Below are 14429 nucleotides of genomic sequence, written 5' to 3' on the forward strand. Positions count from 1 at the left end.
ACCTTATGCAGCAATCTATGCGCCGTAAAGATATCTTGACATCGCTTAGATGTGCGCTATCTTGACGCTGCTTAGATAACAACAGCCCCGCTCCCTCGGGGTTCCAACTTGAAGGTGTGTGTCCTCGTGTCCATCTCTCGCCTCGGACGGTTTTGCGACCGTATTGCGCCGGCACTGATCCTGACCATGGGATCCTCCGTCGTCGCCGCCTTTGTCGCCGCTGGCGGCTGATCGCCACGCTCTCCCCAAGCGGAGCGGCGATCCGGAAAGGGCTCCCTTGCGGGGCCCTTTTTCGTCGGCGCGGGATCCCTGGCTTCCCATACATATTTGCATAGCTGCACTGCACAAAAGCGTATCTAGACATCGTTCAGATAGGTGCTATCTAAGCATCGTCCACATCGGACTGGGCGACCGGGAGACCGGCGGCCAAACCAAGAAAAGGACTACTCTCATGTCGATCCGTCTCAACCGCGTCCTGGACACCGTGATTTCCTTCGCGATCGTGGCCCTGGGCCTCACCATCGCCGGCGCGACTTTCGCCGCCGTGGCCTAGTTCCAGATGCGACGCCGATAAGCCTCGCCCGCTCCGACAATGAGCTTGGGCGAGGCTACGGCTCTCTCCGTCATGGAGATGTCTCCGAATCTTACCTATAAGGGTCCCGATAGCGGGACAGCCTGGGCTTCCTGACCTGGCCCGTCGCCGCTGCAAGCCGCGCGAACAGGGGTCTTCGTCTTCAGTTCATCCGCGTATCATCTAGGCGCCTCGCGCCAACCGATCCCCGCCCGCCTCGATGGGTATCCTGGCGCGGAGGTTCCCCATGCAGGTGCTTAGCCGCCCGCCGTCAGGGATGCCCGCCCTCGTGCTGAACGCCGATTTCCGGCCGCTCAGCTACTATCCGCTTTCGCTCTGGCCCTGGCAGGACGTCATCAAGGCGGTTTTTCTCGACCGCGTCGACGTGGTCTCGACCTACGACCAGGTGGTGCACTCGCCTTCCTTTGAGATGAAGCTGCCGAGCGTCGTGTCGCTGAAGCAGTACGTGACCCAGGACCGGCCGCCGGCCTTCACCCGGTTCAACCTCTTCCTGCGCGACGCCTTCACCTGCCAGTACTGCCGTTGCGGCGATGACCTGACCTTCGACCATGTGATCCCGCGCTCGCGCGGCGGGCGGACCACCTGGGAAAACATCGTCACCGCCTGCGCGCGCTGCAACCTGACCAAGGGCGGGCGCACCCCGCGCGAGGCGCACATGCACCCGCTGCATATGCCGCACCGGCCGACGGCCTTCGAACTGCAGCAGCACGGCCGGAAATTCCCACCGCACCACCTGCACGAAAGCTGGCTCGACTACCTCTACTGGGACATCGAACTGGAGGCCTAGGGCGCATGGACGAGGCCTGCCCGCACACCGCCGGCATCCGCGACGTGACGCCGAGCGCGCTGGGCTGCGAGGACTGCCTGAAGATCGGCTCGGTCTGGCTGCACCTGCGGCTTTGCCGGACGTGCGGGCAGGTCGGCTGCTGTGACGACTCGCCGAACCGGCACGCCACAGCCCACTTCCACGCGACCGGCCACCCGATCATCGAAGGCTACGACCCGCCGGAAGGCTGGGGCTGGTGCTATGTCGACGAAGTCGCCTTCGATCTGGCGGAGCGCCGCACCCCGCAGCGAGGACCCATCCCGCGCTACTATTGAGGCGGCAGGTCAGGCGCGGACCTAGATTTCAGGACTCCTCGAGTTCGGGTCGGTTCGGAATTGTTGGCGTTACGAAGCGGCCCAACTCGCGCCGCGGACGCCGGTCAGATTGGCATTGTGCGGAGAGCGGACTTTCCTCCCCCCGAGCCCCGCTCCGCATGGAATATCGGCGTCGCCGGCCAACCCAACCCCCCGGCTGTGCGGCGCCGCTGTCGGCTCCTCCGCCCCATGCGGAGGAGCCGTTTTCCATTTCAGGCGGGCGCGGAACAAGCCGCCGGGACGCCCCGTTCCTAGGGTTTCAGACAGGAGGCCTGCCATGACCGGCGAACCGCACACTGACCCCACCGAGGACACCCCCAAGGCGCCCCGTCCGCCGCAGCAGGGCAAGGACCTTGGTCCCAAGCTCGGCCGCGATCAGCCGGGCCGTGGCCTCGACACCGGCGTTGACACAGGCGCCATCCAGCCCGGCGCCAGCGGCGACTCCGCGGCGCTCGACTAGGGCGTCCGCGCGGCGAGTTCCGAAAGAGCAGGGATGCGCCGGGCGGCCATTTCAGTGTAAGACCCCGTTTCGCCGGCTCGGCTCGCGCCCCGCCTTACCCCCGACGGAGTCCACGATGGCGCGAAAGCCCAACTACAATTTCGAACGCGCCGAACGCGATCGCCTGAAGGCCGCCAAGGTGGCCGAGAAGGCCCGCGCCAAGGCCGAGGCCCGCGAGCGCGCCCGCCTGGAAGCCGATCCGTCCGCGACGCCCCGCAGCGACGACGACCAAGGCTGATCCGATGCCCGACAATGCGATCTACAACCACGAGACCGTCGTGCTCGACGGCGAGGTGTTCTCGTCCTGCGAGTTCCGCGACTGCCGGCTAGTCTATTCCGGCGGCGAGACGCCGAAGTTCGAGGACTGCCGCATCGACGACTGCGAGTGGAAGTTCGAGGACGCGGCCGGCCGGACGCTGGCCTTCATGAAGGTGGTCTGGGGCGCGGGCGGCAAGGCCCCGATCCAGGGCCTGATCAAGGAAATCACCGGCGGCGGCGGCCGCTAGGTCGTCCAATCCTAGTTTATAGCGGCTTGGATCTGGGTCTCGATGTGGGCCCCGAACTCCTCGCGTGAATTGACCTTCGGCGTGTCGCCCTCGGGCGCGGGCACGCCGAGGAAGTCGCACAGCGGGCCCCAGCCGTCGGCCACGTGATAGATCAGAAGCCGCTCCGGCGGGATGGTCTCGCGGACGCGGGCGTTATGCGCCCGATAGACCGAGATCAGGTGATCCTTGTCGGCCATGCGCCCGTCGAACAGCGGAAAGATCACCTTGCTGATCATCCGCGCGAACGGGACGTCGGGATCCGGCGGGCCGCGGTCGGCGAATATCGTCGCCTGGGTCGAGGCGTACCAGTCCTCGGCGTCGCGCTCGGTATGGATCACCTTGGCGGCGGGATAGGCGTCGGCCAGTTCCTTGTAGTAGGTGGCGTTCGGCCAATCGACGGTGGAATTGTAGCCGTCGAAGATCTTGCCCCAGTCGGCATGGTCCAGATCGTCCGCGACCGCCGACCACATGTCCGGCGCGGCCGGGTTCTTGAAGACCTCGACCATGTGATAGCAGGGTCCCAGGCCGATTTGCTCAAGCGCCAGTTTCAAGGACATGGTCCCCGTGCGGCCGAAGCCCGATCCGATCACCTTCAGCGTCATGTCGCGTTCCCCCAAGACGGCATGAAGCTTGGCCCTTACGATGCACCTCCTCAAGCCCCAGAAAAGGTCCGGGCGACCTTTGTTCTCCTGAATTGACTCACGCACGCCGCCTGGGCCTTCTGTCGAGCCTCGAGAAGGAACCTTAAGATGGCCCGATACGACAGCATCCTGGGAACGGTGGGCAATACGCCGGTGGTGCGGATCAACCGCCTGGCGCCGGCCGGCGTGCACCTCTTCGTGAAGGTCGAGGCCTTCAACCCGCTGGGTTCGGTCAAGGACCGCCTGGCGCTCGGCGTCATCGAGGCGGCCGAGAAATCCGGCGAGCTGAAGCCTGGCCAGACGGTGATCGAGGCGACCAGCGGCAACACCGGCATCGGCCTGGCCATGGTCTGCGCGGCCAAGGGCTATCCCTTGGTGGTGACCATGGCCGAGAGCTTCTCCATCGAGCGCCGCCGGCTGATGCGGTTCCTGGGCGCCAAGGTCGTCCTGACGCCCGCGGCGCTGCGCGCCACCGGCATGATCAACAAGACCGTCGAGCTGGCCAAGGCGCATGGCTGGTTCATGACCCGGCAGTTCGAGAACGAAGCCAACGCCGACATACACGCGCGCACCACCGGCCCGGAGATCCTCAAGGACTTCGAGGGCGAGCAACTGGACTACTGGGTGACCGGCTATGGCACCGGCGGCACGCTGAACGGGGTCGGGCGGGTGCTGCGCGCCAAGAGCCCGAAGACGAAGATCGTGGTCTGCGAGCCCTCCGACGCGGCGTTGATCGCCAGCCACGAACCGCAGAGCTACAACCCCGACGGCTCGCCCGCCGCCGGCCACCCGGCCTGGAAGCCGCACCCGATGCAGGGCTGGACCCCGGACTTCATCGCCAAGCTGACCGGCGACGCGGTGACCGCGAAATATGTCGACCAGCTGATGGCCATCCCGGGCCCCGAGGCGATCAAGATGAGCCAGGACCTGGCGACGCAGGAGGGCATCTTCTGTGGCATCACCTCGGGCGCCACCTTCGCCGGCGCGCTGAAGATCGCCGCCGACGCGCCCAAGGGGACGAACATCCTGGCCATGCTGCCGGACACCGGCGAGCGCTACCTGTCGACCCCGCTGTTCGCCGACGTGCCGTCCGACATGACCGAGGAAGAGCAGGCCATCTTCCGCTCGACCCCGATGTTCACGGAAGCCGCGCCGGCCTAGCGGAAGATGTGGATGGCGCCGGCGCCTCGCGTCGGCGCCTCGGCGAGGCCGCGGATCTCCAGACGCGCGCGGCGGGCGCCGCAGATGCAGCGCAGGCGCGTTTCCAGGTGGGCCGTGGCCTGGCGCCCCAGCCCCTGGCCGACCCACGGCCTCGGATCGATCACCGCCTCGCGCCCGCACCGGCAGACCGCCCACAGGCTGGATCGGGCGGCCAAGGCCTGGCTGAGCCGCGGCCAGGCCGGCCAACCTTCGAAGACCCGATGCGATGCGCCGTCCGCCATGATCCGCTCTCCGTCCGCCGGCCAGAACAAAAGCAGAACTCTCGGAGTCGCGCGAGTCACCGCAGGCTGTATCGCGCACCGGCCGCAACCCCGCCGCGACCGCATTTTTTTGGCGATTTGCACCGCCTCGCGTGCTGAGGCGGTGGCGGTATTACGGCGTCATAAGGGGACGGGTGGCTCGAAAAACAGGTCCAAACAACGAACATTGTCCGCCGGTGGCGCTCGTGGCGTCGGCGGCGGGCCGATTGTCACATTCCCCTGCGCATGGCCCGGTCTCGGATTATCGCTGGGCGCCCAGCGCCGGCATGCTAGTTCCCGCCGGCTTTAGTCCTTTCGGAGTTCTTGGATGTACGACGCGCCCGCCCCCCAGCTTACCGAGGCCGAGCTTCGCGCGCTCGATGCGCAATATTGTTCGTGGGGCGACACCGTCCACTACCTGGCGCAACCGAAGTTCTTCGACACCTGTGACGGCTCCTACATGTACGACGCCGAGGGACGGGCCTATCTCGACCTGCAGATGTGGTACTCGACGGCCAATTTCGGCTACCGCAACCCGCGCCTGAACGCCGCCGCACACCGCCAGCTGGACGTCCTGCCGCAGATCGCCTCGCAGCATCTGCACCGCGAAAAGGTGGAGCTGGCCGCTCTGATCGCCCGCGACGCGGAGGCCAAGTTCGGCGCCAAGGGTCGCGTGCATTTCAACGTCGGCGGCGCCCAGGCGATCGAGGACAGTCTCAAGGTTGTGCGCAACGCCCGGGACGGCAAGGGCTTCATGTTCGCCTTCCAGGGCGGCTACCACGGCCGCACCCTGGGGGCCTCGGCGATCACCTCGTCCTACCGCTACCGCCGCCGCTACGGCCACTTCGGCGACCGCGCCCACTTCGTGGAGTTCCCCTACGCCTTCCGCGGCCCCAAGGGCATGAGCAAGGAAGAGTATGGTGATTACTGCGTGCGGAACTTCGCCCGCCTGTTCGAAAGCGAATTCCATGGCATTTCCGACCCCAAGGCCGGCGAATGCGAGTTCGCCGCCTTCTATGCCGAGCCGATCCAGGGCACCGGCGGCTACGTCATCCCGCCGAAGAACTTCTTCATCGAGCTGAAGAAGGTGCTCGACCAGCACGGGATCTTGCTGGTGGTCGACGAGGTGCAGATGGGCATCTGGCGTACCGGCAAGCTGTGGTCGATCGAGCATTTCGGCGTGCAGCCGGACGTGCTGGTGTTCGGCAAGGCGGTGACCAATGGCCTGAACCCATTGTCCGGCCTCTGGGCCAAGGAAGAGTTGATCAATCCTGAGGTCTTCCCACCAGGCGCCACCCACTCGACCTTCAACGCCAACCCGATGGGCACGGCGGTGGCGCTTGAGACCCTGCGGATGGCCGCCGAGGGCGGCTATGAACGCACGGTGCCCGAGAAGGGGGCCTACTTCCTGGAGGGTCTGCAGGCGCTGCAGAAGCGCTGGCCGCAGATCGGCGACGTGGACGGCCTGGGCCTGGCGCTGCGCGCCGAACTCTGCGGCGCCGACGGCTTCACCCCCGACAAGGCCCTGCTTGACCGCATGGTGGCCGAGGGCCTGAAGGGCGACCTCGACGTCGGCGGCAAGCAGATGGGCCTGATCCTCAACGTCGGCGGCTACTACAAGAACGTCATCACCTTCGCGCCCTCGCTGGACATCACCTACGAGGAGATCGACTTGGCGCTGAAGCTGCTCGACACCCTGCTTCGCCGCTGCGTCGTCAACTGAACACAGCCGCGATGCGCGCCGCGAGATGAAGGCCCCGATCAAGGACCGCAGCTTCCGCATCCGGGGCGACAGCGGCAAGGGCGTGATGCTGATCCACGGCCTGACGGGCGCGCCGCAGGAGATGAAGCCGGTCGGGCGGGTGCTGCACAAGCGCGGCTTCAGCCTCTACGGCCCCATGCTCGCCGGCCACGGCGGGACGGAGGCCGACATCCTGAAGACCGACTGGCGCGACTGGGTCGACAGCGCCAAGCAGGCCTATCTCGATTTCTCGCGGGAGGTGGACGAGGTCTACGTCGCCGGCATCTGCGCGGGCGGGGCCATCGGCCTGGAGCTCTGCGCGGAGTTCCCCGAGATCAAGGGCGCCGCGGTCTATTCGATGCTGTTCGAATACGACGGCTGGAACATGCCCAAGATCACGCTCGGCGCGCCGGTGATCCAGGCGGTCGCGAACCTGCCCCTGCTGCGGTCGCTGAGCTTCGTCCAGCCGCATCCCTATGGGTTCAAGGACGAGCGCCTGCGGGGCCTGGCGGAGACCGCGCTGGGGTCGCTGATCCCCGGCGCGCTGGACCGCATGCCGCTGGGCTGCATGTACCAGCTCTACCGCCTGGCGCGGCACGTGGAGAAGGTGGCTGCGGACATCAGGGCGCCCGTGCTGATCGCCCACGCCTGCGAAGACGACATGGCCGATCCGCGCAACGCGCTGCGCCTGCAGCGCGCGCTGGGCGGTTTCAGCGAGGTGGTGATGCTCGAGGACAGCTATCACATGATCCACGTGGACAGGCAGCACGTGCGGCTGGGCGAGCTGACTGCCGGCTTTTTCGGCGGGGAGGCGCCCGCCACGGCCTCGGCGCCCGCGCCGCCGGCCCGCGCCCGGGCCGGGGCTGCGCCGGGTTGACGCTTGGCTTCGGGGGTTTGAGGCTGTAGGCCTCCGGCGGCGTCCGGAAGGGTGTTGGGCTGCGCTGTCGGTGGCCGGTATTGTGGAAGAAGAGGTCGTCATGGCCCAGATGATCCCCAGCGACGATGAGCTCTTCGACGTGATCTCCAAGGAAGCCCTGATCGACCGCGCGACGCTGACGCGCGAGGCCAATCTGGAAGACCTCGGCATCGCCTCGCTGGACGTCATCAGCGTGCTGTTCGAGGTCGAGGAACGCTACGGCATCGTCGTCGAAGCCGAGGAGCTCAGCGACTGCAAGACGCTCGGCGAACTGATGGACAAGCTCAAGGACCGGGCGCAGGCCGCGGCCTCCGTCTGAGCGCCAAGCCCAGATGAACCGCATCGCCGTGACCGGTCTGGGCGCGATCTCGGCGTTGGGCGCCTCGGTCGAGGCGAACTGGCAGGCCGTGCGCGACGGCCGCGGCGGCATCGAACGCACGATCATGGGCGACAGCCCCTACGGCCCCGGCGGGCTGGAGCTGCCGATGGCCCGAGTCGCGCCGGGCTATGAGGCGGCGCTGGACGCGGGCCTCGGCAAGCCGGCAGCCGGCGGCCTCGATCCCTTTGCGCGCATGGCGCTCGCCCCGGCCCTCGAAGCCCTGGAACAGTCCGGCCTGCGCGGGAACCCGACGCTCACCGAGCGCACCGCCGTGATCCTGGGCCACGGTCTGGGCGGCCTGGCGACCCTGGAGGCCGGCTACGAGCGGTTCTTCGGGATGAAGTCCCCGAAGTTGCACCCTTCGACCGTGCCGCGGGTAATGCTGAGCGCCGGCGTCAGCGCCGTTGCCATGGCCTTCGAGATCCGCGGCCCGGTGTTCGCTGTCTCCAGCGCCTGCGCCTCTTCCTCCCACGCCATCGCCCAGGGTGCGGCGATGATCGCCTTGGGCCAGGTCGACTGCGCCCTGGTGGGCGGCAGCGAGGCGATCTCCACCGCCGGCTGCGTGCGTGCCTGGGACGCGATCCGCGCCATGTCGCCGACCACCTGCCGGCCGTTCAGCGCCGACCGCGACGGCATGGTGCTGGGCGAGGGCGGTGCGGTCCTGATGCTCGAAGCCATGGACCACGCCGAGGCCCGCGGCGCGACGATCCTGGGAGAGCTGATCGGCTGGGGCATGTCATCGGACGCCTTCCACATCACCCAGCCGTCGCCGGAGGGCCAGGCGCGCGCCATGCGCCAGGCGGCGACCCAGGCCGGCGTGCTCGAGCGCGACGACATCCTGGTCTCCGCACACGGCACCGGCACTCCGCTGAACGACGCGGCCGAGACCCAGTCCCTGGTGGAGGTGTTCGGCGAACGCGCGCGGACCCTGCCGGTAATCGCCACCAAGAGCGCCCATGGCCACCTGATCGGCGGCTCGGCGGCGCTACAGGCGGTGATCGGCCTGCGCGCGCTCGCCGAAGGCCTGGCCCCGCCGATCCAGAACTTCAACCAGCGCGACCCCGCCTGCGACCTCAACCTGGTGCTGGGCGAGGCGCAGCCTATCGCCTCCCGCCTCCTGTTGCAGAACGCCTTCGCCTTCGGCGGCCTGAACGTGGCCCTGGTGTTCGCCGCGGTTTAGCGCAGGCGCACCGTCACCGTCGTGGACAGGCCGGGCCTCAGCCGCTCAAGGCCGGGCTGACCGGTATCTAAGCGGATGCGCACCGGCACCCGCTGGACGATCTTGGTGAAATTGCCCGTGCCGGGCTCGAAGGGCAGCAGCGAGAACTGCGAGCCCGAGCCGGGGGCGAAGCTGTCCACCTCGCCCCTCAGCGGCTGGCCCGGCAGGGCGTCGACCCTGATGGTCGCCGGCTGGCCCGCGACCATGCGCGAGACCTGGGTCTCCTTGAAGTTGGCGGTCACATAGAGGGCCTTCATCGGCACGATCGTCAGCAGCCGCGAGCCGGGCTGCACATAGTCGCCGGGCTCGACCTGCCGGTCGCCGACCACGCCATCGATGGCCGCGCGGATCACGGTATGGCCCTGGTCCTGGCGCGCGAGGTCGAGCGCCGCCTGGGCGCGGCCGACGCCGGCCCTGGACTGGGCGAGGCTGGCGGCCAGGGTGGCCCGCTTGGCGGCCGTGACGGCCACCTGATTGCGGCTGACGTCCAGCTGGGCGCGCGTCTTGACCGCGTCCGACTCCGCGCTGATGGCTGTGGCCTTGTAGGCGTCTACGTCGCGGCGGGAGACCGCGCCGTCGGCGACCAGCTTCTCGAAGCGCTGGCGGTCGCTCTGGGCGCGGTCGCTCTGGGCGTCGGCGGAACGGATCACCGCGGCGGCGGCGCGCACGTTGGACGCGGCGAGCTGCTCCTCCGGCGTCAGAGCGGCCAGCGCGGCCTGGGCGGCCTGCACCTGCGCCTGGGCGTCCTGCAGGTCCGCCGAGGCCGAGGCGACGCGGGCGTCGAACTCTTCGGGATCGATACGCACCAGGGGATCGCCGCGATGGACCGCCTGATTGTGGCGGACCAGCACGTCGGCCACCAGCCCTTTCACCCGCGGCGCGACCACGGAGCTGTCGGCCTCGACATAGGCTGCGTCGGTGGACACCGTGGCCTTCGGCATGGCGATATAGGCCGCGCCGGCGCCGGCTAGGATCACCGCGCCGCCGACCGCCAGAGCGGTCTTGCGGGAGAATGGCAGCTTGAAGACGGCCTTCGGCGGAGGCGCGGCGACGACGCCGGGCGGCAAGGCGAATGTGGCGTCGTTCATTTGTCCATTACCAGCAGGGTCGAGGTGGCCGAGGCGTAGAGCCGGCCGTCGACGTCGATGATCCGCGCCTCGGCGAAGGCGGTGCGGCGGCCGATGGTGACAACGCGCCCCTCGGCGCGGACCGGGCCGGTCTGGGCGGTCATCGCCTTGTGGTAGGCGACCTTCAGCTCCAGCGTCGTGTAGGCCTGGGAGGCGCTCAGCTTCGAATGCACCGCGCAGCCGCAGGCCGAATCCAGCAAGGTCGCGGCATAGCCGCCGTGCACCGTTCCGATGGGATTGTAGGCATGCTCGCCGGGCACGCCAGCGAACGCCACGGTCCCGTCGCCCACCTCGATGAGCTGGAAGCCGAGCGTCCTGCCGATGCCGGGGCCCTGGCCGGGCGCCATCATCGCGCGCAGCTGTTCGGCCCCGGTCTTGCCGGGCGCGATCTGCTCCATCAGGCTCATAGCAGCTCCTCCAGGCCGAGCCTCGCCTTCAGCGACGCCCGTGAGGCGGTGAGGATGGCGTAGGAGCGCTCCGGGTCGGGTTCGGCGCGGGCCAGGGACACTGCCCCCACCATTTCCGCCAGGACTGAGGCGGCGGTGGTGTCTGGGTTGGGCCAGGCCATCTCGCGCAGCAGGTCGGCCAGGGCGCCGGTGAGGTTCTGCACGCCCTGCGCATAGCGCTCGCGCATTTCCGCGTTCAGCCGCGGCGCCTCGGCGGCCAGGAAGGGCAGGGGGCAGCCCGAGGTGCGCGAGTCGCGGTGGCTCCGCGAGAGGTAGAAGCCGATGTAGTTGGTGAGCGCCGTCTTCGCCGGGAAACCCTTGGTGACTTCGCTCAGGATGCGCGCACGGCCTTCTTCGAACATCCGCTCGATCCCCGCCAGCAGCAGCGCGTCGCGGGAGTCGAAGTGCGCGTAAAAGGCGCCGTGTGTCAGGCCCGCCGCGCCCATCACGCCGGCGACGCTGATCGCCTGTGGTCCCTCGCTGCGAATGGCCTTGGCGGCCTCGGCGATGACCCGCTCCCGGGATCTCTGCTTGTGGTCGGCATCGTAGCGCATGGCTTGCGGCTCCGTATTGTATGATGCATATAATATTACGAATGCGGGTCTGGCAAGGGCGCCAAACCAGCGCGGGGCCGAGGACGATCGATGACCGACGCAACAGCGCCCTTCGGAGGCGCAAGACCCGCCGCGCCCCAGGCGCCGATCGATCCGATGGCGCTCCCGGATGCGCGCAAGTTCCTGATCTTCGGGATCATGGCCTTCGGGCAGTTTATGGCGCTGATCGACATCCAGATCGTCGCCGCGTCGCTGAACGACGTGCAGGCCGGCCTGTCGGCGGGCCCCGACGAGATCAGCTGGATCCAGACCGGCTATCTGATGGCCGAGCTGGTGATGATCCCGTTCGCCGCCTTCCTGGCGCAGGCGCTCTCGACCCAGTGGCTGTTCGCCCTCTCGGCGGGCCTGTTCACGGTGGCCAGCGCGCTTTGCGGCCTGGCCTGGGACATCCAGTCGATGATCCTCTTCCGGGTGATCCAGGGCTTCGTCGGCGGCGCGATGGTGCCCACGGTGTTCGCCACCGGCTTTTCCATGTTCGAGGGCAAGCAGCGGGCGATGATCCCGGCGATCCTTGGCATGGTCTCGGTGCTGGCCCCGACGCTCGGCCCCACGGTCGGCGGCTGGCTGACCGGCGCGGTGGGCTGGCGCTCGATCTTCTATGTGAACATCGCGCCCGGCGCGATCGTCACCCTGCTGGCCCTGCTGTTCATACGTGTCGACCGGCCGAACTTCGCCATGCTGAAGAAGATCGACTACTCGCACCTGGCGTCCATGGCCCTGTTCCTCGGCGGCATGGAGTACGTCCTGGAGGAGGGGCCGAAGAACGACTGGTTCAACGACCCGCATATCGCCACCGGCGCCTGGCTCTCCTTCGTGGGTTTCGTGCTCTTCCTGGAGCGCTCGTTCCGGTCCGGCGGCCCGATCGTCAAGCTGACGCCGTTCAAGAAGCCGACCTTCGCCATCGCCTGCGCCTTCAACCTGGTGATCGGCTTCGGCATCTACGCCTCGACCTATCTGGTCCCCGTCTTCCTCGGCCGGGTGCGGGGCTACGACTCCTTGCAGATCGGCACCACGGTATTCGTGGTCGGCATCGCCCAGGTGCTGTCGACCATCCTGGCGGCGCGGCTCTCGCAGTCCGTCGACCCGCGCAAGATCATCACTGTCGGCCTGACCCTCTTCGCCACCAGCCTGTGGCTGACATCGAAGGTCACCCCGGATTGGGGCTTCACGGCCTTTCTGGGGCCGCAGCTGCTTCGCGGCGCCTCGGTGATGCTCTGCATCGTGCCCAGCGTCGGCCTGGCGCTGACCGGCTTCGTGGGCCCTGAGCTGCGCGCGGCGTCGGGCCTCTTCAACCTGATGCGCAACCTGGGCGGGGCGATCGGCATCGCGGTGGTGAACACCTGGCTGCAGGACAACGCCCGTATCCAGGCTGCACGCATGGGCGAGAGCCTTGGCCGTGCCGGGGCCGAGGCGCCCGCGGTGATCGCCCAGCTCGCCGCGCGCATGGCACAGGCGACGCCCGACCCGGTCCGCGCGGCCCTGCTGGCCCGCGGCGAGCTCGCCCGCGTGGTCGGCCGCTACGCGCTGACCTCCGGCTTCCAGGAGGTGTTCCGGATGATGGCGTGGCTGTTCCTGGCCGCGCTGATCATGGTTCCGTTCTGCAAGCCCGCGCCCCTCAACGCCACCGCCGCCGGCCCGCCAGCCGACGCGCACTAGGACATGCCCCGATGACCCGTTTCGTCCCCCTGTTGGCCGCCGCATCGGCGCTCGCGCTCGCCGCCTGCGCCGTCGGGCCGGACTACCAGAAGCCGCAGGCCGCGTTGACCGGCGGCTATCATACGCCCCTGCCGACGCAGGGCGCAGCGACCACCGATCTCGCCGCCTGGTGGCGTGGTTTCGGCGACCCCGAACTCACCCGTATCGTCGAGCGCGCAGCGGCCCAGAACCTCGACGTCGCCCAGGCCGCCGCCCGGGTGCGCCAGTCCCGGGCCGCCCTGGAGGCCGCAGGCGCAGCGCTCGCCCCGAGGCTGGATGCCCAAGGATCGGCGGCCGACGGACGGCAGTCCCTGCTGAGCCCGATCGGTGAGATCGGCAGCCACCTGCCGGGGTTCCAGCGCCGCTACGACGACGATCAGGCCGCCCTGGCCGCCAGTTGGGAGATCGATCTCTTCGGAGGCTTGCGCCGCGAACGCGAGGCGGCGCGCGCCGAGGATGCCGGCGCCCGGGTCCAGCTGGCCGCGGTCCGCACCAGCATCGAGGCTGAAGGCGCCGACGCCTATCTCCAGGCCCGCGGCTACCAGGCCCGCCTGGCCGTCGCCCGCGCCCAGGCAAAGGTCGAGGAAGACCTCTTGAAGCTGGTCAACGAGCGTCTCGAGCAAGGGGTCTCCGCCGAGCGGGAGGGCCATCAGACCGAGGCGGCCCTGCAAGCGGTGCGCGCCACGATCCCTCCGCTGGCCGCCGGCCTGAACGCCGAGCTCAATCGCCTGGATGTGCTGATGGGCGCGCAGCCCGGAACCTATCGCGTCGAGCTGGAGACGGACGCGCGCCTGCCTGAGCCGCCCGGCCTCTCCGAGCGCGTACAGCCGGGCGACCTGATGCGCCGCCGGCCGGACGTCCTGGCCGCTGAGCAGCGGCTGATCGCGGCCAACTCGCGCATCGGCGTGGCGATCAGCGACTACTATCCTAAGATCTCACTGAGCAGCCTGTTCGGCGCCGAGAGCCTGGACGCCGGCAAGCTGTTCACCGGTCCGGCGCAGGCCCAGCAACTCGCCGCCGGCTTCCGCTGGCGGCTGTTCGACTTCGGCCGGGTCGATGTAGAGGTCGCGTCGGCCAAGGGACGCGAGGCCGAGGCGCTGGCCGCCTACCGCGCCACCGCCCTTCGCGCCGCCGAGGAGGTGGAAACCAGCCTGAGCGACCTGCAGCAGGACCGGCTGCGCGCTCAGGCGCTGGGTCGCGAGGTCGACCAGTTGACCGTTGCGCGGCGTCAGGCTCAGCAGGCCTATGAGGGCGGGGTCGCGAGCCTGCTGGAGGTGCGTGACGCTGACCGCGACCTGCTCACCGCCTCCGATCAGCTGGTCCAGTCCCAGGTGGCGGCGGCCCGCGCCGCGGTGGCCACCTTCCGCGCTCTGGGCGGCGGCTGGCGTCAGGACAGCTAGGACGGCGCCTGCGTC

Annotated in this window: 17 protein-coding genes; 12 read left to right on the forward strand and 5 right to left on the reverse strand. The window is 68.7% G+C overall.

Annotated elements, in window-relative coordinates:
* The first annotated feature begins 818 nt into the window (after positions 1-818).
* From E8A12_RS00400 to E8A12_RS00420, 5 genes are all read left to right on the forward strand, one after another.
* Complete coding sequence (locus E8A12_RS00400; RefSeq protein WP_293365774.1) at positions 819-1379, forward strand: HNH endonuclease; 561 nt, start codon at positions 819-821, stop codon at positions 1377-1379.
* 5 nt (positions 1380-1384) lie between these two features.
* Positions 1385-1693: a UBP-type zinc finger domain-containing protein gene (locus E8A12_RS00405; RefSeq protein ID WP_293365775.1), complete on the forward strand. Its 309-nt coding sequence runs from the start codon at positions 1385-1387 to the stop codon at positions 1691-1693.
* A 316-nt stretch (positions 1694-2009) separates the two neighbouring features.
* Positions 2010-2192: a hypothetical protein gene (locus E8A12_RS00410; RefSeq protein ID WP_293365776.1), complete on the forward strand. Its 183-nt coding sequence runs from the start codon at positions 2010-2012 to the stop codon at positions 2190-2192.
* A gap of 115 nt (positions 2193-2307) precedes the next feature.
* The gene (locus tag E8A12_RS00415) at positions 2308-2469 is read left to right on the forward strand and encodes a hypothetical protein (RefSeq protein ID WP_293365777.1); all 162 of its coding nucleotides are present in this window, start codon (positions 2308-2310) and stop codon (positions 2467-2469) included.
* Positions 2470-2473: 4 nt separating this feature from the next.
* On the forward strand, positions 2474-2737 hold the full coding sequence (locus tag E8A12_RS00420) for a hypothetical protein (RefSeq protein WP_293365778.1): 264 nt from the start codon (positions 2474-2476) through the stop codon (positions 2735-2737).
* A gap of 11 nt (positions 2738-2748) precedes the next feature.
* Here E8A12_RS00420 and E8A12_RS00425 read toward each other — a convergent pair whose 3' ends face one another.
* Positions 2749-3378, reverse strand: a complete 630-nt coding sequence (locus E8A12_RS00425) for a sulfotransferase family protein (protein WP_293365779.1) — start codon at positions 3376-3378, stop codon at positions 2749-2751.
* A gap of 147 nt (positions 3379-3525) precedes the next feature.
* On the opposite strand from E8A12_RS00425, the gene E8A12_RS00430 reads away from it, so the two are divergent.
* Positions 3526-4578, forward strand: a complete 1053-nt coding sequence (locus E8A12_RS00430) for a pyridoxal-phosphate dependent enzyme (RefSeq protein WP_293365780.1) — start codon at positions 3526-3528, stop codon at positions 4576-4578.
* Here E8A12_RS00430 and E8A12_RS00435 read toward each other — a convergent pair.
* Complete coding sequence (locus tag E8A12_RS00435; protein WP_293365781.1) at positions 4575-4859, reverse strand: hypothetical protein; 285 nt, start codon at positions 4857-4859, stop codon at positions 4575-4577. The two genes, E8A12_RS00430 and E8A12_RS00435, sit on opposite strands and share 4 nt — an antisense overlap.
* Positions 4860-5205: 346 nt before the next feature.
* Between E8A12_RS00435 and E8A12_RS00440 the strand changes: the two genes are divergently transcribed.
* From E8A12_RS00440 to E8A12_RS00455, 4 genes are all read left to right on the forward strand, one after another.
* The gene (locus E8A12_RS00440) at positions 5206-6600 is read left to right on the forward strand and encodes an aminotransferase class III-fold pyridoxal phosphate-dependent enzyme (RefSeq protein WP_293365782.1); all 1395 of its coding nucleotides are present in this window, start codon (positions 5206-5208) and stop codon (positions 6598-6600) included.
* A 25-nt stretch (positions 6601-6625) separates the two neighbouring features.
* Positions 6626-7495, forward strand: coding sequence for an alpha/beta fold hydrolase (locus E8A12_RS00445; protein WP_293365783.1), 870 nt, complete (start codon positions 6626-6628; stop codon positions 7493-7495).
* Positions 7496-7595: 100 nt separating this feature from the next.
* Positions 7596-7853 (forward strand): acyl carrier protein, encoded by a 258-nt coding sequence (locus tag E8A12_RS00450; protein ID WP_293365784.1) that lies wholly within the window; start codon positions 7596-7598, stop codon positions 7851-7853.
* Positions 7854-7866: 13 nt separating this feature from the next.
* On the forward strand, positions 7867-9093 hold the full coding sequence (locus E8A12_RS00455; protein ID WP_293365785.1) for a beta-ketoacyl-[acyl-carrier-protein] synthase family protein: 1227 nt from the start codon (positions 7867-7869) through the stop codon (positions 9091-9093).
* Here the strand turns inward: E8A12_RS00455 and E8A12_RS00460 are convergent.
* Genes E8A12_RS00460 through E8A12_RS00470 form a run of 3 tightly spaced genes read right to left on the reverse strand, consistent with a single transcriptional unit; the run spans position 9090 to position 11259 of the window.
* Positions 9090-10220 (reverse strand): HlyD family secretion protein, encoded by a 1131-nt coding sequence (locus tag E8A12_RS00460; RefSeq protein ID WP_293365786.1) that lies wholly within the window; start codon positions 10218-10220, stop codon positions 9090-9092. The two genes, E8A12_RS00455 and E8A12_RS00460, sit on opposite strands and share 4 nt — an antisense overlap.
* Positions 10217-10666: a PaaI family thioesterase gene (locus E8A12_RS00465; protein ID WP_293365787.1), complete on the reverse strand. Its 450-nt coding sequence runs from the start codon at positions 10664-10666 to the stop codon at positions 10217-10219. Before E8A12_RS00465 ends, E8A12_RS00460 begins: the two co-directional genes overlap by 4 nt.
* Entirely contained in the window at positions 10663-11259 is a 597-nt protein-coding gene (locus tag E8A12_RS00470) for a TetR/AcrR family transcriptional regulator (RefSeq protein WP_293365788.1), read from the reverse strand. Before E8A12_RS00470 ends, E8A12_RS00465 begins: the two co-directional genes overlap by 4 nt.
* Positions 11260-11349: 90 nt before the next feature.
* Between E8A12_RS00470 and E8A12_RS00475 the strand changes: the two genes are divergently transcribed.
* Both E8A12_RS00475 and E8A12_RS00480 read left to right on the forward strand, forming a co-directional pair.
* Positions 11350-12975, forward strand: coding sequence for a DHA2 family efflux MFS transporter permease subunit (locus E8A12_RS00475; RefSeq protein ID WP_293365789.1), 1626 nt, complete (start codon positions 11350-11352; stop codon positions 12973-12975).
* Between the two features lie 11 nt (positions 12976-12986).
* A complete protein-coding gene (locus tag E8A12_RS00480) occupies positions 12987-14414 on the forward strand; it encodes an efflux transporter outer membrane subunit (protein WP_293365790.1) in 1428 nt (475 codons plus the stop codon).
* Positions 14415-14429 lie beyond the last annotated feature (15 nt).

Source organism: Phenylobacterium sp., assembly GCF_004799395.1.
Taxonomy (GTDB): Bacteria; Pseudomonadota; Alphaproteobacteria; order Caulobacterales; family Caulobacteraceae; genus Phenylobacterium.

Excerpts from the sequence above, each read along its gene's own strand:
- E8A12_RS00400 (WP_293365774.1), top strand. The coding sequence starts at position 819 with ATGCAGGTGCTTAGCCGCCCGCCGTCAGGGATGCCCGCCCTCGTGCTG.
- E8A12_RS00405 (WP_293365775.1), top strand. The coding sequence starts at position 1,385 with ATGGACGAGGCCTGCCCGCACACCGCCGGCATCCGCGACGTGACGCCG.
- E8A12_RS00410 (WP_293365776.1), top strand. The coding sequence starts at position 2,010 with ATGACCGGCGAACCGCACACTGACCCCACCGAGGACACCCCCAAGGCG.
- E8A12_RS00415 (WP_293365777.1), top strand. The coding sequence starts at position 2,308 with ATGGCGCGAAAGCCCAACTACAATTTCGAACGCGCCGAACGCGATCGC.
- E8A12_RS00420 (WP_293365778.1), top strand. The coding sequence starts at position 2,474 with ATGCCCGACAATGCGATCTACAACCACGAGACCGTCGTGCTCGACGGC.
- E8A12_RS00425 (WP_293365779.1), bottom strand. The coding sequence starts at position 3,378 with ATGACGCTGAAGGTGATCGGATCGGGCTTCGGCCGCACGGGGACCATG.
- E8A12_RS00430 (WP_293365780.1), top strand. The coding sequence starts at position 3,526 with ATGGCCCGATACGACAGCATCCTGGGAACGGTGGGCAATACGCCGGTG.
- E8A12_RS00435 (WP_293365781.1), bottom strand. The coding sequence starts at position 4,859 with ATGGCGGACGGCGCATCGCATCGGGTCTTCGAAGGTTGGCCGGCCTGG.
- E8A12_RS00440 (WP_293365782.1), top strand. The coding sequence starts at position 5,206 with ATGTACGACGCGCCCGCCCCCCAGCTTACCGAGGCCGAGCTTCGCGCG.
- E8A12_RS00445 (WP_293365783.1), top strand. The coding sequence starts at position 6,626 with ATGAAGGCCCCGATCAAGGACCGCAGCTTCCGCATCCGGGGCGACAGC.
- E8A12_RS00450 (WP_293365784.1), top strand. The coding sequence starts at position 7,596 with ATGGCCCAGATGATCCCCAGCGACGATGAGCTCTTCGACGTGATCTCC.
- E8A12_RS00455 (WP_293365785.1), top strand. The coding sequence starts at position 7,867 with ATGAACCGCATCGCCGTGACCGGTCTGGGCGCGATCTCGGCGTTGGGC.
- E8A12_RS00460 (WP_293365786.1), bottom strand. The coding sequence starts at position 10,220 with ATGAACGACGCCACATTCGCCTTGCCGCCCGGCGTCGTCGCCGCGCCT.
- E8A12_RS00465 (WP_293365787.1), bottom strand. The coding sequence starts at position 10,666 with ATGAGCCTGATGGAGCAGATCGCGCCCGGCAAGACCGGGGCCGAACAG.
- E8A12_RS00470 (WP_293365788.1), bottom strand. The coding sequence starts at position 11,259 with ATGCGCTACGATGCCGACCACAAGCAGAGATCCCGGGAGCGGGTCATC.
- E8A12_RS00475 (WP_293365789.1), top strand. The coding sequence starts at position 11,350 with ATGACCGACGCAACAGCGCCCTTCGGAGGCGCAAGACCCGCCGCGCCC.
- E8A12_RS00480 (WP_293365790.1), top strand. The coding sequence starts at position 12,987 with ATGACCCGTTTCGTCCCCCTGTTGGCCGCCGCATCGGCGCTCGCGCTC.